Here is a 20,577-nt window from a genome sequence, read left to right as displayed (position 1 = left end):
GCCCCGGATGACGGGAACCGGTGCGGAGCCGTTGGCGCTTCCTGGAGAGCGGAGCCTTCTCGGGCTCAGCCCGGCGGGTTTCCACAGGATCGCCTATGCGGAATGGGGCGCGCCCGATGCCGGCCGCACCGTTGTCTGCGTCCACGGCCTGACGCGTAACGGGCGGGATTTCGACTTCCTGGCTGCAGGCCTTGCGGGTGCCGGCCTGCGGGTGCTGTGCCCGGACATGCCGGGCCGCGGCCGCAGCGACTGGCTGGCCGACCCGAACCTCTACGGCCTGCCGCAATACATGGCCGACAGCGCGGCCCTGATCGCGCGGTCGGGTGCCGCAGCCGTCGACTGGATCGGCACCTCCATGGGCGGGCTGGTCGGGATGATGCTGGCTGCCCAGCCGAACACGCCGATCCGACGGCTGGTGCTGAACGACGTGGGGCCCTTCGTCCCGAAGACGGCACTTGAGCGGATCGCCGCCTATGTCGGCCAGGACCCGCGCTTTCCGACCATCGCAGCGCTGGAGGCCGCGATGCGCACGACCTACGCCCCCTTCGGCGCGCTCACGGACGCGCAGTGGACGCATCTGGCGCGCCACGAGGCACGGCCGCTGCCCGGTGGGGGCTATGCCCTCGGCTACGATCCCCGTATCTCGGTTCCCATCCGCAGCGCGCCCCCGCAGGACGTCGATCTCTGGGCGGTCTGGGACCGCATTTCCTGCCCCGTTCTGGCGGTGCGCGGCGCCTCCTCGGACCTGCTGCTGCCCGGCACTCTGGCGGAGATGGCGACCCGCGGGCCGCGAGCCCGGACCCACTTGGTCGAGGATGCCGGCCATGCCCCGGCCCTCATGGCCGACGGGCAGATCGCCGCGATCCGCGACTTCCTGCTGGAGGAGCCCGAATGAACGACGGGACGCCGATCCAGAGACCCGCGCAGACGGTCTGGGAAGGCCTGGACGAGGACGAGCGGGGGCTGTTCTCCAGCCTCGCCGATCTGCTGGCGGCCGAGGCCGACTGGACGACGCGCCGGCCGCTCTTCCTGAAGATCATCGAGAAGCTGCAGACGGCCTTCGAGAGGAACCGCCGGGCGGCGGGCAGCACGCTGCCCTTCATGGCGCTGCTGCCGTCCCATATGGGCGCGATCCTGGAAAGGCTCGACGAGGCGGAGATCGGCTCGGTCGAGCAGGCGGCCTTCTATCTCCTGTCGATCCATCCGGAGCATCAGGCGGCGGCCGATGCCTGGCTCCAGGCCGACCGGCGGCGCCAGAGGGACTATACGGAATTCGTCCGCAGGAACCCGTTCTACGGAGCGATCCTCGGGGCGCACGACCGGTTCCATGGTGAACTCGACGGTTTCTGATTTTCCCGCCTTCCGGCCGCGGCTCCCCTGGGTCGGCGGCGACCTCCAGACCCTGCGCAACACGTTGCGGCCGCCGCGCCTGCGCAGCGCCGCGACGCCGCAGGTACTGCGTTTTCCCATGCAGGACGGCACGGGCGACGTGCTGGTCGGGGTTCTGGACCGGCCGGAACGCCCCGCGCTGGGCTGCCCGCTGGCCCTGCTCGTGCACGGCCTCACGGGCAGCGCCGAAAGCGCCTACATGCGGGTCAGCACCGCCGCGCTGCTGAAGGGCGGTCATTCCGTCCTGCGGCTGAACCTGCGCGGAGCAGGCGGCACGCGGCCGCTCTGCCGGCAGCTCTACCACGCCGGCCGCACCGAGGACCTGCGCCGCGTCATCGAGGCCCTTCCGGCGCCGCTGCTGGAGGCGGGGCTCATGGTCGTCGGCTACTCGCTCGGCGGGAACTGCGTGCTCAAAATGCTCGGTGAGGGAGCTCCCGCGGTCGTCCGGGCAGGCGCCAGCATCTCGGCGCCGATCGACCTGCGGGCGACCTCAATTGCCTTCCTGCGGCCGCGGAACCGGTTCTATCACCGCCACCTGCTGCTGGCGATGAAGGCCGAGGCGCTCGCCGGGCCGCTGGAGCCAGGCGAGCCCGCGGTCGTTGCCGCCGTGCGCGACACCTGGGAGTTCGACGACCGCTTCATTGCGCCCCGCAACGGCTGGAGCGGCGCGGAGGAATACTACGCCGTCAACTCGGCGGCACGGTACCTGGACGCGATCCGGGTGCCGACGCTGGTGATCCATGCGCTCGACGATCCCTGGATCCCCGGTCGGATCTATGCCGCCCGCGACTGGTCGCGGAATCCCAGCCTTGTGCCGCTCGTGTCCCGGCGGGGCGGCCATGTCGGCTTTCATGGCGCCGGGCGGACCACCTGGCACGACGAATGCCTGCTCCGCTTCGCGGCGCGGCTCCCGGACTGACCGCGTATCCGACCTCAGCCGGCCTTGAGCAGCCGCGCCGCGTCGATCGCCGAATAGGTCAGCACGCCGTCGGCGCCGGCGCGCTTGAACGCCTGGAGGGTCTCCAGCACGGCCTTGTCGTAGTCGAGCCAGCCGTTCGCCGCAGCCGCGCGCAACATCGCGTACTCGCCGCTGATCTGGTAGGCGAAGGTCGGGACCGCGAAGGTCTCCTTCACGCGGCGGACGATGTCGAGATAGGGCAGGCCGGGCTTCACCATCACCATGTCGGCGCCCTCCTGGAGGTCCAAGGCCACCTCACGAAGGGCCTCGTCGGTATTGGCCGGGTCCATCTGGTAGGTGCGCTTGTCCCCCTTCAGGAACGCCCCGGAATTCACGGCATCGCGGAACGGCCCGTAGAAGGCCGAGGCGTACTTTGCGGAATAGGACATGATGCGGACGAGCTGGTGGCCTTCGGCGTCGAGCCGGTCCCGGATCGCGCCGACCCGGCCATCCATCATGTCGCTGGGAGCGATCACGTCCATCCCGGCCTGGGCCTGGGCCTGGGCCTGCCGGCACAGCACCTCGACCGTCTGGTCGTTCAGGATCCGGTCCCCTTCCACGAGCCCGTCATGCCCGTGGCTGGTGTAGGGGTCCAGCGCCACGTCGCCGATCAGGCCGATCCCCGGCACCGCCGCCTTGATGGCACGCACGGCGCGGCACATCAAATTCTCCGGGTTGTAGGCCTCGGCTGCGTCCACTGACTTCATGGCCGCGGGAACCACCGGGAACAGCGCCAGCGCGGGAATGCCCAGCGAGGCCGCCTCGGCCGCGCGCTCCACGGCGAGGTCGACGCTGAGCCGGTCGACCCCCGGCATGGAGCGGACCGGGTCCCGCTGGCCCTGTCCCTCGATCACGAACATGGGCAGGATCAGGTCGTCGACGCTGAGGCGCGTCTCCGCCACGAGGCGACGCGTCCAGCCGTCGGCGCGGTTGCGGCGGGGGCGGATACGCGGGAAGGCGCCCGGCTGGGCGAATCGCGGATCGGGTCTCATGAGAGGCGTACTGCTTCGATTGGCTGTTCGATGTGGCCGCAGGTTACGCCCGCGCCGCATGCGCGCTCAATGGTGGATCGTCCCAGACCGGGTGCCAGCGCACGCCTTCCTTGACATACCTGCTGTGCAGCCCCGCGCAGAACCGCGCTCCGTCCCAGACCCGGACGAGGAACTCCAGGCGCCGGGGAGCGTCGTCCCGCGAGATGCTGATGAGGTTGTAGGCGTTGGGCTCGCTGCGCAGCCGGGTCGACGTCGCCGTGGAGGCCTGGGCGACCAGGATCGAGCGGGCGAGCTGCGGATGGTGGCTGCTGACGTCGCCGTTGTAGGCGCGGTGCAGATGCCCCGCCAGCAGGAGCTCGACGCCAGCCTCCTCCAGCGCGGCGAGGGCGTGCCGCACCCGGCCGACGAGGCGCGTGTCCGGGGCGTCTGGCGGCGGCAGGAAGGGATGGTGGGTGAAGACGACCTTGAAGACCCCCGAGGGCAGGTCGGTGAAGACGCTCCGGATCCGGCGCATCTGCGTCCGGTTCACGCGTCCCTCCGCGAAATCCAGGATGAAGGACCGTGCGGTGTTGAGGCCGAGAACCGCGATCTCCTCGTCCTGGTGGACGGCGTCCAGCTCGCGCGAGATGAACCGGCGGTAGTTGGCAAAGGGATCGGTGAAGCGCGTCAGCAGGTTGTAGACCGGAATGTCGTGGTTCCCGGGCACCACCAGGTAGGGCGCCGGCAGGCGGGCCAGGAAGTCGCGCGCCGCCATGAACTGGTGCTTGCGCGCGCGCTGGGTCAGGTCGCCGCTGATCACGACCAGCGACGGGCGCACCTCCTCCAGGTCGGCGAGCAGCCCCTCGACCACCGCCGGGTCGACGCGGCCGAAATGGAGATCGGAGATATGGGCCAGCGTCCTCATGCGGCGGTTCCCTCGCGCGATGCCCGCAGCCCGGCCGGCGCGCGCCCTTCGGGCGCCGCCGGCACGAGGACGTCCAGCGCGCCCGGGCGGATCCGATAGCGCAGCGGCGCGGAAAGGCGCTCGACCTCGCCGTCGTTTGCGACGCGCAGGCGTCCGCGCAGCGTCGTCACCGTGAACTCGCGGAGCTCAAGCACCTCGAGTTCGTCGTCCTGCTGCCAGCGCCCGAGGCCGATGGACAGGATAAGCTTCAGCATCCGCCAGGGAGACCGGTGCTTTGCGACATAGAGGGCAAGCTTGCCGGAATCGAGCCGGCTCCGCTTGAGGAAGGCACGATAGCCGTCGTCGTAGGCGTTGTTGGCGACGGCAAGGGCCGGTGTCAGGAAGTGCCTGCGCCGGCCATCGGCCATCAGCGTGACATTGAGCATGGGATAGTCGCGCAGGGCCCGCAGCACCGCGAGCGCCATGGCCGGCCACTTGGACAGCCGCCATTTCCGCACGCCCAGATGCTCGCGCGTCTCCTCGCGGTCCTCGACGATGCGCGGGTAGAGGCCGAGGACCGAATGATTTAGAAAGAGGCGCCCGTTCACCTCGCCGACGTCCAGCGGGCGCACCGTGCCGAAGGCCAGCGCGCGCACGGCCTCGTCGATCCCGCTCGGGACGCCGAGGTCCCCGGCATAGAGGTTCAGCGTTCCCAGCGGCAGGATGCCCAGGGCCTTGCCGGTGCCAATGAGGCGGTTGGCGGCGCAGGCGACCGTCCCGTCGCCGCCTCCGACGATCACCGCGTCCGCATCCGACGCGGCGGCCCGCTCGATCAGCGGCACGATTCCCGCGCCGGACGCCGTCTCGACCTGCGGCTCGTGCCCGGCCTCGTGCAGGATCTGCTCGATCCGCGTCGCGACATCCGGAACCGTCTCGCCCAGCAGAGATCCCGCGGCCGCATTCAGGACGACAGCGATTTTCATCTGGGCCTCGCCTTGCCTTCGTCCGATGGCTAACACAGTGCCCAGGGCGGCGTTCCTCGCCTGCGGATGCCGCCGTGGGCGGTGCGGCCCGGGCACCGTGCGGGCGGCGCTTCGATTGACAGGTGCGACGCCGTCCTTATCATCTCATTAAACAATAAAATAACCGGGGAACGCCCTATGGATTTCGAACTCACCGAGGACCAGCGGGCCTTCCAGGATCTGGCGCGGAATTTCGCCGCTGAGACGCTGGAACCCCACGCGGGCGAGTGGGACGAGAATCAGGTCTTTCCGGTCGAGGCGCTGCGCAAGGCGGCGGAGCTCGGATTCGCCGGGATCTACTGCGGCGAGGCGCATGGCGGCTCGAACCTGACCCGTCTCGATGCTGCGCTGATCTTCGAGGAACTTGCCCACGCCGATCCGTCGACCGCCGCCTATCTCTCGATTCACAACATGGCGGCCTGGATGATCGATGCGTTCGGCTCGGCCGAGCAGCGGACCCGCTGGGTCCCCCGGCTGACCGCCATGGAGTGGTTCGCGAGCTACTGCCTGACCGAGCCGGGCGCGGGGTCGGACGCGGCCTCGCTGAAGACCCGCGCCGAGCGTCAAGGCGACCACTATGTCCTGAACGGATCGAAGGCCTTCATCTCGGGCGGGGGCGCCTCTGACGTCTATGTCTGCATGGTCCGCACGGGCGAGGCGGGGCCCCGAGGGATTTCCTGCATCGTGGTCGAGAAGGGCACGCCCGGGCTGTCTTTCGGGAAGAAGGAACGCAAGCTCGGCTGGAACAGCCAGCCGACCGCGGCGGTGATCTTCGAGGACTGCCGGGTTCCCGTCGCTAACCGGCTGGGCGAAGAGGGGGATGGCTTCCGAATCGCGATGAAGGGCCTCGACGGCGGCCGCTTGAACATCGCCGCCTGCTCGCTGGGCGGCGCTCGCTTCTGCCTGGAGGCGGCCCGGGAGCATATGGGCGTGCGCAGCCAGTTCGGCCGCCGCCTCGCCGAGTTCCAGGCGCTGCAGTTCAAGCTCGCCGACATGGCGACCGAGCTGGAGGCCGCGCGCCTCCTGGTGCATCGCGCGGCCGCCCGGCTCGACCACGGTCATCCCGAGGCGACGATGCACTGCGCCATGGCCAAGCGCTATGCGACGGACGCGGCCTTTCACGTCGTCGACGAGGCGCTGCAGCTGCATGGCGGCTACGGCTACATCCGCGAGTACCCCATCGAGCGCTACCTGCGGGACCTGCGTGTCCATCGCATCCTCGAAGGCACGAACGAGATCATGCGGGTGATCGTGGCCCGTCGCCTGCTCCAGGCCTGAACCGAACCCGCGAGGAGCCATGACCGACGAAATCCTGTTCGAGCGGCGCGGCGCGCTCGGGCTGGTGACTCTGAACCGCCCGAAGGCGCTGAACGCGCTGAACCTGGCGATGATCCGCGCCTTCTCGCCCCGCCTGCGGGCCTGGGCAGAGGATCCCGCGGTGCGCGCCGTCGTCGTGCGCGGGGCGGGGGATCGCGCTTTCTGCGCAGGCGGAGACGTGCTCGCCGTCTGGGAGGACGGCATGGCGGCCCGGCGCGGGGGCGATGGCGCGGGCGCGCTGACCCGCGACTTCTTCCGCGAGGAATACCTCCTCAACCACTGCATCCACCATTTCCCGAAACCCTATGTCGCGGTGATCGACGGGATCACCATGGGCGGCGGCGTCGGCCTGTCGGTCCACGGCTCGCATCGGATCGCGACGGAGCGGACCCTGTTCGCGATGCCCGAGACCGGCATCGGGCTCTTCCCCGATGTCGGCGGAAGCTGGTTCCTGCCGCGCTGCCCGGGCCGTATCGGGACCTATCTGGCACTGACCGGCGCCCGGCTCGGGGCGGCCGACCTCCTCCACACGGGGATTGCCACGGCCTACCTGCCCTCCGAGGGCGTCGAGGCGCTTCTCGCCGACCTGGAAGGCGCGGAGCTCGGGGGCGGAGCGCCGGCGATCGATGTGGTGGTCGCGCGGCACCGGGGCGATCCCGGACCTGCCGCGATCGCGGAGAACCGCGCGGCCATCGACCGCTGCTTCGGATTCGAAGGAATCGAAGAAATCATCGATGCCCTCCAGCGGGAGGGAACCGATTGGGCGAAGGTGACGTTGACCGTCTTGAGCCAAATGTCACCGACCAGCCTCAAGGTTACGTTGAGGCAGCTGCGCATCGGCGCCGGCATGGGCTTCGACGACGCGATGCGCATGGAGTACCGGCTGAGCCAGGCCTGCATGCGGGGGCATGACTTCTACGAAGGGATCCGAGCCGTGCTGGTCGACAAGGACAAGACGCCGAAGTGGCAGCCCGCCACCCTTGAGGCCGTCGACGACGCACTGGTCGAGTCCCACTTCGCCCCGCTCGGCGAGCGGGACCTGAGCTTCGGCGAATGACGCGCCCGCAAGAACAGGAAGGGAGGAGCCCCATGGCCAGCGTCGCGTTCATCGGACTCGGCAACATGGGTGGGCCGATGGCGGCCAACCTGGTGAAGGCGGGGCACCGCGTCGTCGGTTTCGACATGGTCGAGGGCAACCTGTCGCGCGCGGCGGAGGCCGGCGTCGAGCCGGCGGATTCGGCCGCGGCCGCCGCGGCCGCCGCCGACTGTATCGTTACCATGCTGCCTGCCGGTCCGCATGTGCGCGCGGTCTACATGGGTGACGGGGGCGGAGAAGGCGGCGTCATCGCCGCCGCCCGCCCCGGTGCGCTGCTGGTCGACTGCTCGACCATAGATGTCGACAGCGCCCGCGCCGTGAACCGGGCCGCCGCCGAGAAGGGGTTCGAGATGGTCGATGCGCCCGTGTCGGGCGGCGTGGGCGGCGCCTCTGCGGCGACGCTGACCTTCATGGTTGGAGGCGAGGAGCAGGCCTTCGCCCGGGCCGAGCCCGTGCTCGCGGCGATGGGCAAGACGATCGTGCACACCGGCGGGCCTGGTACCGGTCAGGCCGCGAAGATCTGCAACAACATGATCCTGGGCATCTCGATGATCGCCGTCTCGGAGGCGTTCGCCCTCGCGGAACGGCTCGGCCTCGATGCCCAGAAGCTGTTCGACGTGGCGTCCCGGTCCTCGGGGCAGTGCTGGTCGCTGACGACCTATTGCCCGGTGCCCGGCCCGGTGCCGAACTCGCCCGCCAACCGTGACTACGCCCCTGGATTCACCGCGGACATGATGCTGAAGGACCTCCGGCTCGCCCAGCAGACGGCGCATGCAAGCGGCGCCGCCACGCCGCTGGGCGCGGAGGCTGCCGCCTTGTACGCCTTGTTCAGCAATGCAGGTCACGGGGCCAAGGATTTTTCGGGAATTATCAGGATGCTTGCCGGAAAAGCCTGAGCTATCCTGGGAAGAAGTCCCGAAGCCCGCCCCGGACCGGCGCCCACAGGGTCCGAGCTAATGGGAGAAAGCCGTGCGACAGCCCTACTACGACAGCATCCTCCTGATCGAGCGCCTTCACCGGCACTTCCTGGAGGTGCTGAAGACCGAGTTGGACAGGCTCGGAATACAGGACATCAATAACGTGCAGAGCCTCATCCTCTACAATATCGGGGATGACGAGCTGACGGTCGGCGAATTGACGGCCCGCGGCTACTATCTCGGCTCGAACGTTTCCTACAACGTCAAGAAGATGGTCGAGAACGGCTATCTCGGACAGGAGCGTTCGCCTCATGACCGCCGCTCGGTCCGTGTCCGCCTGTCGGACAAGGGTCTGCAGCTCCGCGACAAGATCAGCGCCATGTTCGAGCGCCAGGTCGGGTCGCTGGAGAAGGCGGGGCTGTCCGACGACGAGCTCGTGAAGGTCAACGAGTCGCTCCGGAAGCTCGAGCGCTTCTGGTCGTCCTCGCTGGACTATCACGCTTATTCCATCACCTCGGCCGCCTGAGCCGCCGGGGAGGAAGGGTGCGCAGCCCCTGGGGTTCCGGGGCGCGCTCCGTCCTTGTCGGACGGCGGAGCATGGAATGGCCGTGCGCGGTAGGGAAGCGCTGATCGAGTTCCAGCGCGTCGGCGCCTATCTGAAGGCGACCGCGATCGACCCGGAGACCCTGGTCGAGGTGTCGTCGGTGGGACCGTCGAACGCACGGGAGCAGCTGCGCAGGACTGTCCTTGCCAAGCTCGAATACGTGCTGTCGAAAAGGGCGACGGGCAGCTAGCCGGCCTGTCGCCGCTTGGCCGCAAATCCGGGGATAGGGGCGACCCGGGGCGGTCCTGAGGCAATAGATCGGGCGGCGCGTCCTGAGGAGCGCGCCGCCCGCTCCGTCAGGAGGCGCGGCGCCGCGTCTGCCGGCCGGAGCTCCGCCCGAGACCGATCTTCTTGGCGAACTCGCTGCGCTGGGCCGCGTAGTTCGGCGCCACCATCGGGTAATCCGGCGGCAGGCCCCACTTGGCCCGGTACTCGTCGGGCGTCATGCCGTAGGTCGAGCGAAGATGACGCTTGAGCATCTTCAGCTTCTTCCCGTCCTCAAGACAGACGATGTACTCGGGCGTTACCGACTTCTTGATCGGGACCGCGGGCTTCTGCGGCTCGGCCTGCACCTCGCGGGTCCCGCCGTTGAGACCGGCGAGCGAGGTGAAGACCGTGTTGATCACCTCGGGGATCTGCGACGACGGAAGGACGTTCTTCCCGACATACGCCGAAACGATATCGGCGGTCATACGAAGAATGGCGCCTTCGGGCAGATCCCGATCATTCTGTTCACTCATCCCCAGTATCCTGGTTATTGATTGTTCTCGAGTGCCTGAAGTGGCACACGTGAATTGGGGTGTCAATTGAATTCCGGCAAGTTGGCATCCCTTATTTTATAATCCTCCGCGTCAACATGGCTCTTACAGAAAAGTATCGCTTTTTGCGCAACCGTTGCACCAGTGCTGCAACCGTTTGTTCGGTTTATCGCGCTGTTGTTCTGTCGCGAATGCATGTGGGCTATGCGGGATTTGGGGGCGCCTTCCTCAACGCTTCGGCCGCGGCGCCCTGGCCAAGGCGTAGTATGAACTGTGGCGTCCCCGGACGACATTTGGTAGGGTCCGCGTCTAAGAGTTCCCATTTTCGCGGATTTCCAGGTCATGCCCGGCGACTCCATTGCCCTTGCATCAGACCATGCCGGCTTCGAGTTGAAGGCCTCGCTGGCGAGTTGGCTTCGCGACGAGGGGTACGAAGTCCTCGACCTCGGCACCACGGGTCCCGATTCGGTTGACTATCCCGACTATGCGGACCGGATGGCGGAGGCGATCCGGACGGGCAGGGCAAGGCGCGGCGTCCTCGTCTGCGGCACCGGCATCGGCATCAGCATTGCCGCGAACCGTCACCGCGGAATCCGTTGCGCTCTCTGCCACGACACGACCTCGGCCCGCCTGTCGCGCCAGCACAACGACGCGAACGTGATCGCGCTCGGCGCGCGGATGATCGGCGACGCCGTGGCGCGCGACAGCGTCGCCGCCTTCCTGTCAACCGCGTTCGAGGGCGGGCGCCATGCGCGCCGCATCGAGAAGCTGAGCTGACTTGCGGGCGCCTCCAGCGCCTTTCGGAGCCCGGCGCCGAGGGCGCCCCTGACGACCCGGCGCGCATGGCGCCGCAATGAGGATATCCATGACTGCCGCCAACGCGTCCTTCTTCACTGCGTCCCTTGCCGAGGCCGACCCGGAGCTCAACGCCGCCATCGGGCGCGAGCTCGGCCGCCAGCAGGATCAGATCGAGCTGATCGCCTCGGAGAACATCGTCTCCCGGGCGGTTCTGGAGGCGCAGGGCTCGGTCCTCACCAACAAGTACGCCGAAGGCTATCCGGGCCGGCGCTACTATGGTGGCTGCGAGTTCGTCGACGTCGCCGAGCAGCTCGCCATCGATCGCATCTGCCGCCTGTTCGACTGCGGCTTCGCCAACGTGCAGCCCCATTCGGGCGCGCAGGCGAACCAGGCGGTCTTCATGGCTCTGCTGCAGCCCGGCGACACGATCCTCGGCATGTCGCTCGCGGCCGGCGGCCACCTGACCCACGGCGCGCCGCCCAACCAGTCCGGCAAGTGGTTCAACGCCATCCAATACGGCGTGCGCCGAGAGGACGGGCTGATCGACTTCGACGAGGTGGAGCGGCTGGCGCGCGAGCACAGGCCGAAGCTGATCATCGCCGGCGGCTCGGCCTATCCCAGGACGATCGACTTCGCGCGGTTCCGGCGGATCGCGGACGAGGTCGGGGCCTATTTCATGGTGGACATGGCCCATTTCGCGGGTCTGGTCGCCGGCGGAGTCTATCCGAGCCCGCTGCCCCATGCCCATGTGGTCACGACCACGACGCACAAGACGCTCCGCGGCCCGCGCGGTGGCGTCGTGCTGTCCAACGACCCCGAGCTCGGCAAGAAGATCAACTCTGCGGTCTTCCCGGGCCTGCAGGGCGGACCGCTGATGCATGTGATCGCAGCCAAGGCCGTGGCCTTCGGCGAGGCGCTGCGGCCGGAGTTCCGGACCTATGCCCGGGCGGTGCTGGACAATGCCCGGGTGCTGGCGGCGAAGCTGATCGAGGGCGGGTTCGACATCGTATCGGGCGGCACCGACAGCCACGTCGTGCTCGTCGACCTGCGCCCGAAGCGCCTGACCGGCAAGGCGGCCGAGGCGAGCCTCGAGCACGCCGGCATGACCTGCAACAAGAACGGCGTTCCCTTCGACCCCGAGAAGCCCATGGTGACCTCGGGCGTGCGCCTCGGCTCGCCGGCTGCCACGACGCGCGGCTTCGGGACTGCCGAGTTCTCGCAGGTCGGCGAGATGATCACCGAGGTCCTGGACGGGCTCGCGGCGAGCAACTCCGGCGACAACCGCGGTCTCGAGGAGCAGGTCCGCGCGCGCGTCCGGGCGCTGTGCGCCCGCTTCCCGATCTACCCGAACCTCTAAGGCGACGATGCGCTGCCCCTTCTGCGGACACGACGACACCCAGGTCAAGGACTCGCGGCCGACTGAGGACAATTCGGCGATCCGCAGGCGCAGGTTCTGCCCGAGTTGCGGCGCCCGCTTCACGACCTTCGAGCGTGTCCAGCTGCGCGAGCTGACGGTGGTGAAGACCAACGGCCAGCGTGAGCCGTTCGACCGCGAGAAGCTGCTGCGGTCGATGCGAATCGCGCTGCGCAAGCGGCCGGTGGACGCCGATCGGATCGACCGCATCGTCAACAGCCTCGTGCGCCAGCTCGAGAGCTCCGGGGAGAGCGAGATCCCGTCCAAGCAGATCGGCGAGATGGTGATGGGGGCGCTGTTCAACCTCGATCAGGTCGCTTATGTCCGCTACGCCTCGGTCTACCGCGACTTCCGCGAGGCCGCCGATTTCAACGAGTTCGTCGGCTCGTTGAAGCAGGAAGCGAACTGACGCCATGGGCCCCGCGGGGCCAGGAGGCGGACAGGACGTCGCCCCGCCCGGGATCGAGTCGGGCGGGCCGGGGCTGGACGATGCAGGCTGGATGGGGGCCGCGCTGGCGCTGGCGCGCCGCGGCCTCGGCACCTCGGCCCCGAACCCCTCGGTCGGCTGTGTGATCGTCCGCGACGGCGTCGTGGTCGGGCGCGGCTGGACCCAGCCCGGCGGCCGGCCGCATGCCGAGACCGAGGCGCTGGACCGCGCCGGCCCGCTGGCGCGCGGCGCCACGGCCTATGTGACGCTGGAACCCTGCGATCATCACGGCCGCACGCCGCCCTGCTCGCTGGCCCTGATCGCGGCCGGCGTGGCGCGGGTGGTCATCGCCTGCAAGGATCCGGACCCGAGGGTAGCCGGCCGCGGCATCCATCGCCTGCGCGAGGCCGGGCTCGCGGTGGAGACGGGGCTGCGGGCCGCAGAGGCGCACGAGGTGAACGCCGGGTTTTTCATGCGGATCCTGCACGGCCGGCCACTGGTCACGCTGAAGCTCGCGACGACGCTGGACGGCCGGATCGCCGTCCATACCGGCGAGAGCCGCTGGATCACCGGCGAGACGGCGAGGAGCTGGGGGCACGGTCTGCGCGCGCGCAGCGACGCGATCATGGTCGGCCTCAACACCGCTCTGGCCGACGACCCCGACCTGACCTGCCGCCTTCCCGGCCTTTCCGGAAGATCGCCTCGCCGGGTCGTCGTGGACAGCCGTCTCCGGCTGCCCCTGACTTCGAAGTTGGTGCGCACGGCGCGCGCGGTGCCGACGATGCTGCTCACGCTACCGGTCTTGGATGGCGGCCGCGCCCAGGCGTACCGGGAATGCGGCGTCGACATCGAGGAGGTGGCGCCGGACGGGGCAGGAGTTCCCGACATGGCCGAAGCGCTTCGGAGCCTCGGCCGGCGCGGCGTCACCCGGCTGCTTGTCGAGGGTGGCGCCCGCGTCGCCGCCTCGCTTCTGCGCGCCGGGCTCGTCGACCGGCTGGAGTGGTTCCGCGCGCCGCGCGTGATCGGCGGCGACGGGCTGCCGGCCGTGGTCGCCTTCGGCGTGGACGTGCTGGGCGCGGCGGCGGACTTCGTGCGCATCGGGACGCGCGAGGCCGGCGGCGACCTGATGGAGACCTACGCCCGCCGGCCGTGACGCGCGGCGAGCATCTGCCGCGGGAATGGCCGCCGTCCTGTGCCCGCCGCCGCCCACGCATGCAGGCGCCGCGAGGCGGGGGCGGCATCCAGCCGTGGCGGGGCCGGATGCGAACTGCTAGCTTCGGGCACATGTTCACGGGGATCGTCACAGACATCGGCCGCGTGGTCGCCATCGAGCGCCAGGCCGACACGCTCTATACCGTCGCCACGCACTTCGACATGGAGACGGTCGCGCTGGGCGCCTCCATCGCGTGCAGCGGCGTCTGCCTGACCGTGATCGAGCGCACGGGCGGACCGGAAGGCCGCTTCGTCGTCTCCGTCTCGGCAGAGACGCTGTCCAAGACCACGCTGGGGACCTGGCGCGAGGGCACGCGCATCAACCTGGAGCGGGCGCTCCGGCTCGGCGACGAGCTGGGCGGGCACCTGGTCTCCGGCCATGTCGACGGGATTGCGGAGGTCGTCTCGCGGCGGGTCGAGGGCGGCAGCCTCCGCCTCGGCTTCCGCGTCCCGACGCCGCTGGCGCGGTTCGTTGCGCCCAAGGGCTCGGTGGCGCTGGACGGCGTGTCGCTGACCGTCAACGAGGTCGCGGGCGCCACCTTCGGCATCAACCTAATTCCCCACACCCAGGACGCGACGACGCTGGGCTCCCTGCAGCCCGGCGACGGCGTCAATCTCGAGGTCGACATGCTCGCGCGCTACGTCGCGCGTCTGGCGGAGACGGCGTGACATGCGAAGCGTGACGAAGACCGAGGTCGTCGCGGGGGCCAAGGCCCAGTCCGGTGACCTCGACTACATCTCCCCGATCGAGGACATCCTCGAGGAGGCGCGCCGCGGCCGGATGTTCGTCCTGGTGGACGACGAGGACCGCGAGAACGAGGGCGACCTCGTGATCCCCGCGCAGTGGGTGACGCCCGAGGTCATCAACTTCATGGCGCGCTACGGCCGCGGGCTTATCTGCCTGGCCATGGATGGGGCCAGCATCGCCCGGCTCGGCCTTCCGCTGATGGCGCAGCAGAACGCCTCGCGCCACCAGACGGCCTTCACTGTCTCGATCGAGGCCAAGGAGGGTGTCACCACGGGCATCTCGGCCGCCGACCGCGCCCGCACCGTCCAGGTGGCCATCAACCCGACCAGCGGCCCGCGCGACATCGCGACGCCGGGCCACGTCTTCCCGCTCGTCGCGAAGGATGGCGGCGTTCTGGTGCGCGCGGGCCATACCGAGGCCGCCGTCGACATCTCGCGCATGGCGGGGCTGATGCCGGCCGGCGTGATCTGCGAGATCATGAACGACGATGGATCCATGGCGCGGCTGCCGGACCTCGTGCAATTCGCGCAGTTCCATGGGCTCAAGATCGGCACCATCGCGGACCTGATCTCCTACCGGCGGCGCACGGAGACCATCGTCGAGCGCACGCTGGAGGCCGAGCTCGACAGCCGGCACGGCGGCCGGTTCCGCATGCATGTCTACGTGAACAAGATCGCCTATGCCGAGCATATCGCGCTGGTGAAGGGCGACATCTCGGGACCCGAGCCGGTGCTCGTCCGCATGCATGCGCTGAACGTCCTCGACGACGTGCTGCACGAGACGCGCTCGGGCCGGGGCGGCGAGCTGCAGGCGGCCATGCAGCGGATCGGCGAGGTCGGGCGCGGCGTCGTCGTCCTGCTGCGCGAGCCGCAGCCCACCAGCCTGTCCGCCCGGGTGCGGGCAATGCTGCAGGAGCCCGGCGGCGGCGCGTCTGAACTGCGCGACTACGGCATCGGTGCCCAGATCCTGGCCGATCTCGGCGTTCGCGACATGATCCTGCTGTCCAACCGCAGGAGGGCCATCATCGGGCTCGACGGATACGGCCTGCACGTGGTCGGCCATCAGCCCATCGACACGGATACCGGAGGGGAGGATTGATGGCCCAGCGGCCGAACATCCTGATCGTCGAGGCGCGGTTCTACGAGGACATCGCCGAGGAGATGGCCAAGGGCGCGATCGCGGCCCTCGAGGAGGCCGGCGCCTCGTGGAAGCGCATCGCGGTTCCCGGCGCCTTCGAGGTCCCGGCGGCCATCCGCTTCGCGCATCGCGGCGCCGAAGGCGGCCGCTCCGAGCGGTTCGACGGCTACGTGGCGCTGGGCTGCGTGATCCGCGGCGAGACGACGCATTACGATTACGTCTGCGTCGAAAGCGCGCGGGGACTCCAGGACCTCGCGATCCGCGACGACCTCGCCATCGGCTACGGGATCATCACCGTGGAGAACGAGGAGCAGGCCTGGGCCCGGGCCCGGCGCGACCGCAAGGACAAGGGTGGCGGCGCGGCCCGCGCGTGCCTTGACATGATCGCGCTCAAGGCCCAATTCGGCCTCACCTCGAAATAAGCAGCGGCATCATGGCGAAATCCGACAACGCGCTTCGGGCGGCTGCACGGCTGGCCGCCGCCCGCGCCGCGACCTCCGGCGACCCGCCCGCGGACCCGGCTTCCAGGAAGAAGGTGGGATCCGCCAAGGCGCGCCGGAAGGCGGCCCGCCTCGCCGCGGTCCAGGCTCTCTACCAGATCGACCTGGTCGGGACGCCGTCGGAGAGCGTGCTGGGCGAGTTCATCAAGCATCGCATCGGCCAGGATCTCGACGGCGAGGGTGAGAACTTCGTCTCGGCGGACCCGCAGCTCTTCGCCGACATCGTGCGCGGTGTCTCGGCCCGCCTGCCCGAGGTCGATCGCATCCTGGTCGGCGTGCTCGACGCCGCCTGGCCCATCGAGCGGCTGGAGCACCTGCTTCGCGCGATCCTGCGCGCCGGCACCTTCGAGCTGCTGGCCCATGCGGATGTCCATGCGCGCATCGTGATCAGCGAATATGTGGACGTCGGCCGCGCCTTCTTCGCCGGCAAGGAGCCCGGCATGGTGAATGGCGTCCTGGACCGCATCGCGCGCGTGCTCCGCCCCGACGAGGTGGCCGAGCGCGGCGGCGAAGGGCAGGGGGGCTGACATCGGCGCCCCGCTCGGCGAGTTCGGGCGGATCGCCCGCTTCTTCCGCCCGCTCGCCGCGGCGTTCCCCGGTGCCCGCGACCTTCGCGACGATGCCGCCGTGTTCGGCCTGCAGCCTGGGCGGGAACTGGTCGTCACGGTCGACGCGCTGGTCGAGGGCGTGCACTTTCTGCCCGACGATCCCCCGGATCTCGTCGCCCGCAAGGCCCTGCGGGTGAACCTCTCTGACCTCGCCGCGATGGCGGCGGATCCGTTGGCCTATTCGCTGGTGACGGCGCTGCCGAGGTCGCGGCCGGATTCCTGGCTTGAAGCCTTTGCCGCGGGGCTCGCCGCCGACCAGGAGGAGTTCGGGATAGCGCTGCTGGGCGGGGATTCCGTCTCGACGCCCGGCCCCGCGACCTTCTCCATCACCGCGCTGGGGACCGTGCCGAGCGGGCAGGCGCTCGCGCGGGACGCCGGCCGGGCGGGCGACCTCGTCTTCGTGACGGGAACCCTGGGCGATGCCGCGCTCGGCCTTGGGGTCGCCACCGGGCAACTGTCCGGCCTTGCTGAGGAGCATGCGTTGTTCCTCGCGGACCGCTATCGGCTTCCCCGGCCCCGCACTCCACTGGGACCCATGCTGCGCGGGATCGCGTCCGCCGGGCTCGACGTCTCGGACGGGCTGATCGCTGACCTCGGCCATCTCTGCGAGGAGTCCGGCCTCGCCGCCGTAATCGAGGTCGAGCGGCTGCCGCTTTCCGGCGCGGCCCGGGCGGGCTTGAGCCTGCGTCCCGACCTCGCGTCGCTGCCGCTGGCGGGCGGCGACGACTACGAGCTGGTCCTCGCCGTGCCACCCGGTCGGGCCGATGCGCTTCGGGGCGCCGCCGCGACGGCCGGGGTCGCTCTGACGGAGATCGGCCGTCTCGTGGCCGGGACACCCGGAGAGGTTGGCGTTCTGGATGCTGCGGGGCAGTCGGTCGAGGTGCCGGCAAGGGGTTGGCAGCACTTCTGAGTGGTTAAGTCTTCCTCAATGTTCGCGCGCCATCTTGGCCGCTGACGCGGCGATCGCCGGTGAACCCGCCATGATGCGCATCCTTCTGGTCCTGATCGTTGCGATCGTGTTCGGCGGCGCCGGCTTCGGCGGCGGCTGGTGGTACTTCACGATCTTCGCCCCGCCCCACGGGCATGCCGAGGTCGAGCAGAAGCCGGTCGAGCCGCCTCCCTCCTCGACTCCCGCCTTCGTGAACATCGGCCCGCTGACCGTGCCCGTCCTCGGCAACGACAAGGCTGAGCAGTTCGTGACCCTCGTCGTGGCGGTCGAGGTCGCCGACGTTGCAATCGGGGAACGGGTGCGCGGCGTCGCGCCGCGCCTGACCGACGCGTTCCTTACGGCGCTCTACGGCTCTCTCGGCGCGGGCCAGGTGATGCAGGGCGGCGGGCTCGTCGACATGCCGCAGGTCAAGGCCAAGCTGATGGTGGCGAGTCGCAAGGTGCTCGGCGAGGGCGTCGCGCGCGACGTGCTGATCCAGATCGTCAGCCAGCGCCCCGTCTGAGGGCGCGGCCCGGCCAGCATCCCTCCGGCAGGCCTCGACCTTCCCGAAAGGCGGCTTCGATGTCGCAGGCACCGGAACCACCGGTTGCGGCCAGTTGCCTTGGGGTCAAGCCTTCGGCATGCTCCTTTCACCAATAAGCGGCCCGCGCATGCTTCGCCCCGCGGAGCAGCGGCAGAGAAGACCGCCAACGTGAACTGACCTTGGGGGGATCATGGCGTTCATTTTCGTTGTTCTCTGCGGTCTGCTGGCGCTCGCCTACGGCGTTTACGCCGGACGGCAGGTCATGGCGACGAGCCCCGGCAATGCACGCATGCAGGAGATCGCGGGGGCCATCCAGGAAGGCGCCAAGGCCTACCTGAACCGTCAGTACACCACGATCGGCATCGTCGGCATCGTGATCGGCATCGTGCTCGGGCTGATCCTTGGCCTGCACGTCGCGGTCGGCTTCTTCATCGGCGCGATCCTGTCGGGCGTCGCCGGCTATATCGGGATGAACGTGTCGGTGCGGGCCAATGTCCGCACTGCAGAGGCGGCGCGCAACGGCCTGTCGGCCGCGCTCGACGTCGCCTTCAAGTCCGGTGCTATCACGGGGATGCTCGTCGTGGGGCTGGGCCTTCTGGGCGTCAGCATCTATTACGTGATCCTGCGCGGCATGTTCGATGCCGCCGATGCGGGCCAGCTGCGCTCGATCCTCGAGGCGCTGGTCGCGCTGAGCTTCGGCGCGTCGCTGATCTCCATCTTCGCCCGCCTAGGCGGCGGCATCTTCACCAAGGGCGCCGACGTCGGCGCCGACCTGGTCGGCAAGGTCGAGGCCGGCATCCCCGAGGACGATCCCCGCAACCCGGCGGTGATCGCGGACAATGTTGGCGACAACGTCGGCGACTGCGCGGGCATGGCCGCCGACCTGTTCGAGACCTACGCGGTCACCATCGTCGCGACCATGCTGCTGGCCGCCATCTTCTTCACGGGCGCGGCGCAGGCGGCCCTGATGACCTATCCCCTGGTGATCGGCGCCGTGTGCATCATCGCGTCCGTGGCCGGCACCTTCTTCGTGAAGCTCGGCCCCTCCAACAACATCATGGGTGCCCTCTACAAGGGCTTCGGCGTCAGCGCCGCGATCTCCGCGGTGCTGATCCTGATCGTCACGCTGATCATGTTCGGCTTCTCCACCCCGCTCGAGACCTCGGGCGGCGGTGCGATCAGCGGGCTGAGCCTGTTCATCTGCGCACTGGTCGGCCTGGGCGTCACGGGGCTGCTGATCTGGATCACGGAATATTACACCTCGACCATGTTCCGCCCGGTGCGCAGCGTCGCCAAGTCCTCCGAGACCGGCCACGGCACCAACGTGATCCAGGGGCTCGCCGTGTCCATGGAGGCCACCGCGCTGCCCACCATCGTGATCTGCGCGGGCATTCTCGTCGCCTATGGGGCGGCCGGGCTGTTCGGCATTGCGATCGCCGCGACGACGATGCTGGCGCTGGCCGGCATGGTCGTGGCGCTCGATGCCTATGGCCCGGTGACCGACAATGCCGGTGGCATCGCCGAGATGGCCGACCTGCCGAAGGAGACTCGCGTCACCACCGACGCGCTGGATGCGGTCGGCAACACGACCAAGGCCGTCACCAAGGGCTACGCAATCGGGTCGGCCGGCCTTGCCGCGCTGGTGCTCTTCGCGGCCTACACCGAGGACCTCACGCACTACTTCCCGAACGTCCAGGTCAGCTTCACCCTGCAGGACCCCTACGTGGTGGTCGGCCTGCTGTTCGGCGGCCTTCTGCCGTATCTGTTCGGCGCCATGGGCATGACGGCAGTCGGGCGCGCGGCGGGCTCCGTGGTGATCGAGGTGCGTCGCCAGTTCCGCGAGATCCGCGGCATCATGGAGGGGACCGCGAAGCCGGATTATGGCCGTGCGGTCGACATGCTGACGAAGGCCGCCATCAAGGAGATGATCGCGCCGTCGCTGCTGCCGGTCGCGGCTCCGGTGATCCTCTATCTGGTCGTGCTGGCCATCGGCGGCCAAGCCGCCGCCTTCTCGGCGCTCGGGGCCATGCTGCTGGGCACCATCGTGACGGGGCTGTTCGTCGCGATCTCCATGACCTCTGGCGGCGGCGCCTGGGACAATGCCAAGAAGTACATCGAGGAGGGCAACTACGGCGGTAAGGGTTCCGATGCCCACAAGGCGGCGGTGACCGGCGACACCGTGGGAGACCCCTACAAGGACACCGCCGGCCCGGCGGTGAACCCGATGATCAAGATCACCAACATCGTGGCGATCCTGCTGCTGGCGATCCTCGCCAAGCTGGCCTGATCGCCGGAAACGGAAAGCCCCGGCGCCGCGAGGCGCCG

23 protein-coding genes are annotated in these 20,577 nt (G+C 69.3%); 19 read left to right on the top strand and 4 right to left on the bottom strand.

From position 1 onward, the window contains the following. Positions 1–7: 7 nt before the first annotated feature. Genes JUB13_RS11730 through JUB13_RS11720 form a run of 3 tightly spaced genes read left to right on the top strand, consistent with a single transcriptional unit; the run spans position 8 to position 2,308 of the window. On the top strand, positions 8–895 hold the full coding sequence (locus tag JUB13_RS11730; protein WP_207478976.1) for an alpha/beta fold hydrolase: 888 nt from the start codon (positions 8–10) through the stop codon (positions 893–895). Next, positions 892–1,350 (top strand): hypothetical protein, encoded by a 459-nt coding sequence (locus JUB13_RS11725; protein WP_207478975.1) that lies wholly within the window; start codon positions 892–894, stop codon positions 1,348–1,350. Before JUB13_RS11730 ends, JUB13_RS11725 begins: the two co-directional genes overlap by 4 nt. Then, a complete protein-coding gene (locus tag JUB13_RS11720) occupies positions 1,328–2,308 on the top strand; it encodes a YheT family hydrolase (protein ID WP_236024887.1) in 981 nt (326 codons plus the stop codon). Before JUB13_RS11725 ends, JUB13_RS11720 begins: the two co-directional genes overlap by 23 nt. A 14-nt stretch (positions 2,309–2,322) precedes the next feature. Here JUB13_RS11720 and hemB read toward each other — a convergent pair whose 3' ends face one another. From hemB to JUB13_RS11705, 3 genes are read right to left on the bottom strand one after another with little or no spacing between them, the layout of a single operon-like run. Continuing rightward, positions 2,323–3,339, bottom strand: a complete 1,017-nt coding sequence (gene hemB, locus JUB13_RS11715) for a porphobilinogen synthase (RefSeq protein WP_207478974.1) — start codon at positions 3,337–3,339, stop codon at positions 2,323–2,325. Between the two features lie 43 nt (positions 3,340–3,382). Then, positions 3,383–4,243 (bottom strand): metallophosphoesterase family protein, encoded by an 861-nt coding sequence (locus tag JUB13_RS11710; protein WP_207478973.1) that lies wholly within the window; start codon positions 4,241–4,243, stop codon positions 3,383–3,385. Next, positions 4,240–5,205, bottom strand: a complete 966-nt coding sequence (locus JUB13_RS11705; RefSeq protein WP_207478972.1) for a diacylglycerol/lipid kinase family protein — start codon at positions 5,203–5,205, stop codon at positions 4,240–4,242. The genes JUB13_RS11710 and JUB13_RS11705 overlap by 4 nt, the downstream gene beginning before the upstream one ends. Before the next feature lie 177 nt (positions 5,206–5,382). On the opposite strand from JUB13_RS11705, the gene JUB13_RS11700 reads away from it, so the two are divergent. The 5 genes from JUB13_RS11700 to JUB13_RS11680 all read left to right on the top strand — a co-directional run bounded on the left by JUB13_RS11700 (position 5,383) and on the right by JUB13_RS11680 (position 9,368). Continuing rightward, a complete protein-coding gene (locus JUB13_RS11700) occupies positions 5,383–6,522 on the top strand; it encodes an isobutyryl-CoA dehydrogenase (protein ID WP_207478971.1) in 1,140 nt (379 codons plus the stop codon). Between the two features lie 19 nt (positions 6,523–6,541). After that, positions 6,542–7,618 (top strand): enoyl-CoA hydratase/isomerase family protein, encoded by a 1,077-nt coding sequence (locus tag JUB13_RS11695; protein WP_207478970.1) that lies wholly within the window; start codon positions 6,542–6,544, stop codon positions 7,616–7,618. Between the two features lie 32 nt (positions 7,619–7,650). After that, on the top strand, positions 7,651–8,553 hold the full coding sequence (gene mmsB / locus JUB13_RS11690; protein WP_207478969.1) for a 3-hydroxyisobutyrate dehydrogenase: 903 nt from the start codon (positions 7,651–7,653) through the stop codon (positions 8,551–8,553). A 73-nt stretch (positions 8,554–8,626) separates the two neighbouring features. Next, entirely contained in the window at positions 8,627–9,100 is a 474-nt protein-coding gene (locus tag JUB13_RS11685; protein WP_207478968.1) for a MarR family winged helix-turn-helix transcriptional regulator, read from the top strand. 76 nt (positions 9,101–9,176) lie between these two features. Continuing rightward, positions 9,177–9,368 carry a DUF6898 family protein gene (locus JUB13_RS11680; protein ID WP_207478967.1) on the top strand — a complete coding sequence of 64 codons (192 nt, stop codon included), beginning with the start codon at positions 9,177–9,179 and terminating at the stop codon, positions 9,366–9,368. 106 nt (positions 9,369–9,474) lie between these two features. Here the strand turns inward: JUB13_RS11680 and JUB13_RS11675 are convergent, their stop codons facing one another. Next, complete coding sequence (locus JUB13_RS11675; RefSeq protein WP_207478966.1) at positions 9,475–9,918, bottom strand: MucR family transcriptional regulator; 444 nt, start codon at positions 9,916–9,918, stop codon at positions 9,475–9,477. 360 nt (positions 9,919–10,278) lie between these two features. On the opposite strand from JUB13_RS11675, the gene rpiB reads away from it, so the two are divergent. From rpiB to JUB13_RS11620, 11 genes are all read left to right on the top strand, one after another. After that, positions 10,279–10,713: a ribose 5-phosphate isomerase B gene (gene rpiB, locus JUB13_RS11670; RefSeq protein WP_207478965.1), complete on the top strand. Its 435-nt coding sequence runs from the start codon at positions 10,279–10,281 to the stop codon at positions 10,711–10,713. Positions 10,714–10,801: 88 nt separating this feature from the next. Next, positions 10,802–12,091: a serine hydroxymethyltransferase gene (gene glyA, locus JUB13_RS11665; RefSeq protein ID WP_207478964.1), complete on the top strand. Its 1,290-nt coding sequence runs from the start codon at positions 10,802–10,804 to the stop codon at positions 12,089–12,091. Positions 12,092–12,098: 7 nt separating this feature from the next. Then, on the top strand, positions 12,099–12,557 hold the full coding sequence (gene nrdR / locus JUB13_RS11660; protein ID WP_207478963.1) for a transcriptional regulator NrdR: 459 nt from the start codon (positions 12,099–12,101) through the stop codon (positions 12,555–12,557). Between the two features lie 91 nt (positions 12,558–12,648). After that, positions 12,649–13,728, top strand: coding sequence for a bifunctional diaminohydroxyphosphoribosylaminopyrimidine deaminase/5-amino-6-(5-phosphoribosylamino)uracil reductase RibD (gene ribD, locus JUB13_RS11655; RefSeq protein ID WP_207479050.1), 1,080 nt, complete (start codon positions 12,649–12,651; stop codon positions 13,726–13,728). 131 nt (positions 13,729–13,859) lie between these two features. Beyond that, on the top strand, positions 13,860–14,456 hold the full coding sequence (locus JUB13_RS11650) for a riboflavin synthase (RefSeq protein WP_207479048.1): 597 nt from the start codon (positions 13,860–13,862) through the stop codon (positions 14,454–14,456). A 1-nt stretch (position 14,457) separates the two neighbouring features. Further along, the gene (gene ribB / locus JUB13_RS11645) at positions 14,458–15,633 is read left to right on the top strand and encodes a 3,4-dihydroxy-2-butanone-4-phosphate synthase (protein ID WP_207478962.1); all 1,176 of its coding nucleotides are present in this window, start codon (positions 14,458–14,460) and stop codon (positions 15,631–15,633) included. After that, a complete protein-coding gene (locus JUB13_RS11640; protein ID WP_207478961.1) occupies positions 15,633–16,094 on the top strand; it encodes a 6,7-dimethyl-8-ribityllumazine synthase in 462 nt (153 codons plus the stop codon). The genes ribB and JUB13_RS11640 overlap by 1 nt, the downstream gene beginning before the upstream one ends. An 11-nt stretch (positions 16,095–16,105) precedes the next feature. Beyond that, the gene (gene nusB, locus JUB13_RS11635) at positions 16,106–16,699 is read left to right on the top strand and encodes a transcription antitermination factor NusB (protein WP_207478960.1); all 594 of its coding nucleotides are present in this window, start codon (positions 16,106–16,108) and stop codon (positions 16,697–16,699) included. Further along, positions 16,620–17,690, top strand: coding sequence for a thiamine-phosphate kinase (thiL, locus tag JUB13_RS11630; protein WP_207478959.1), 1,071 nt, complete (start codon positions 16,620–16,622; stop codon positions 17,688–17,690). The genes nusB and thiL overlap by 80 nt, the downstream gene beginning before the upstream one ends. Positions 17,691–17,760: 70 nt before the next feature. After that, positions 17,761–18,231 (top strand): flagellar basal body-associated FliL family protein, encoded by a 471-nt coding sequence (locus JUB13_RS11625; protein WP_207478958.1) that lies wholly within the window; start codon positions 17,761–17,763, stop codon positions 18,229–18,231. 211 nt (positions 18,232–18,442) lie between these two features. After that, the gene (locus tag JUB13_RS11620; protein WP_207478957.1) at positions 18,443–20,539 is read left to right on the top strand and encodes a sodium-translocating pyrophosphatase; all 2,097 of its coding nucleotides are present in this window, start codon (positions 18,443–18,445) and stop codon (positions 20,537–20,539) included. Positions 20,540–20,577: the final 38 nt, after the last annotated feature.

Origin of the sequence: Arenibaculum pallidiluteum (genome assembly GCF_017355985.1) — a bacterium.
In the GTDB taxonomy this organism is placed as follows: Bacteria; Pseudomonadota; Alphaproteobacteria; order Azospirillales; family Azospirillaceae; genus Arenibaculum; species Arenibaculum pallidiluteum.
This window is presented reverse-complemented; position numbering and strand designations above follow the sequence as displayed.

Coding starts and splice junctions, on each gene's coding strand:
- JUB13_RS11730 (WP_207478976.1), top strand. CDS start 8: ATGACGGGAACCGGTGCGGAGCCGTTGGCGCTTCCTGGAGAGCGGAGC.
- JUB13_RS11725 (WP_207478975.1), top strand. CDS start 892: ATGAACGACGGGACGCCGATCCAGAGACCCGCGCAGACGGTCTGGGAA.
- JUB13_RS11720 (WP_236024887.1), top strand. CDS start 1,328: ATGGTGAACTCGACGGTTTCTGATTTTCCCGCCTTCCGGCCGCGGCTC.
- hemB (WP_207478974.1), bottom strand. CDS start 3,339: ATGAGACCCGATCCGCGATTCGCCCAGCCGGGCGCCTTCCCGCGTATC.
- JUB13_RS11710 (WP_207478973.1), bottom strand. CDS start 4,243: ATGAGGACGCTGGCCCATATCTCCGATCTCCATTTCGGCCGCGTCGAC.
- JUB13_RS11705 (WP_207478972.1), bottom strand. CDS start 5,205: ATGAAAATCGCTGTCGTCCTGAATGCGGCCGCGGGATCTCTGCTGGGC.
- JUB13_RS11700 (WP_207478971.1), top strand. CDS start 5,383: ATGGATTTCGAACTCACCGAGGACCAGCGGGCCTTCCAGGATCTGGCG.
- JUB13_RS11695 (WP_207478970.1), top strand. CDS start 6,542: ATGACCGACGAAATCCTGTTCGAGCGGCGCGGCGCGCTCGGGCTGGTG.
- mmsB (WP_207478969.1), top strand. CDS start 7,651: ATGGCCAGCGTCGCGTTCATCGGACTCGGCAACATGGGTGGGCCGATG.
- JUB13_RS11680 (WP_207478967.1), top strand. CDS start 9,177: ATGGCCGTGCGCGGTAGGGAAGCGCTGATCGAGTTCCAGCGCGTCGGC.
- JUB13_RS11675 (WP_207478966.1), bottom strand. CDS start 9,918: ATGAGTGAACAGAATGATCGGGATCTGCCCGAAGGCGCCATTCTTCGT.
- rpiB (WP_207478965.1), top strand. CDS start 10,279: ATGCCCGGCGACTCCATTGCCCTTGCATCAGACCATGCCGGCTTCGAG.
- glyA (WP_207478964.1), top strand. CDS start 10,802: ATGACTGCCGCCAACGCGTCCTTCTTCACTGCGTCCCTTGCCGAGGCC.
- nrdR (WP_207478963.1), top strand. CDS start 12,099: ATGCGCTGCCCCTTCTGCGGACACGACGACACCCAGGTCAAGGACTCG.
- ribD (WP_207479050.1), top strand. CDS start 12,649: ATGGGGGCCGCGCTGGCGCTGGCGCGCCGCGGCCTCGGCACCTCGGCC.
- JUB13_RS11650 (WP_207479048.1), top strand. CDS start 13,860: ATGTTCACGGGGATCGTCACAGACATCGGCCGCGTGGTCGCCATCGAG.
- ribB (WP_207478962.1), top strand. CDS start 14,458: ATGCGAAGCGTGACGAAGACCGAGGTCGTCGCGGGGGCCAAGGCCCAG.
- JUB13_RS11640 (WP_207478961.1), top strand. CDS start 15,633: ATGGCCCAGCGGCCGAACATCCTGATCGTCGAGGCGCGGTTCTACGAG.
- nusB (WP_207478960.1), top strand. CDS start 16,106: ATGGCGAAATCCGACAACGCGCTTCGGGCGGCTGCACGGCTGGCCGCC.
- thiL (WP_207478959.1), top strand. CDS start 16,620: ATGGCGTCCTGGACCGCATCGCGCGCGTGCTCCGCCCCGACGAGGTGG.
- JUB13_RS11625 (WP_207478958.1), top strand. CDS start 17,761: ATGATGCGCATCCTTCTGGTCCTGATCGTTGCGATCGTGTTCGGCGGC.
- JUB13_RS11620 (WP_207478957.1), top strand. CDS start 18,443: ATGGCGTTCATTTTCGTTGTTCTCTGCGGTCTGCTGGCGCTCGCCTAC.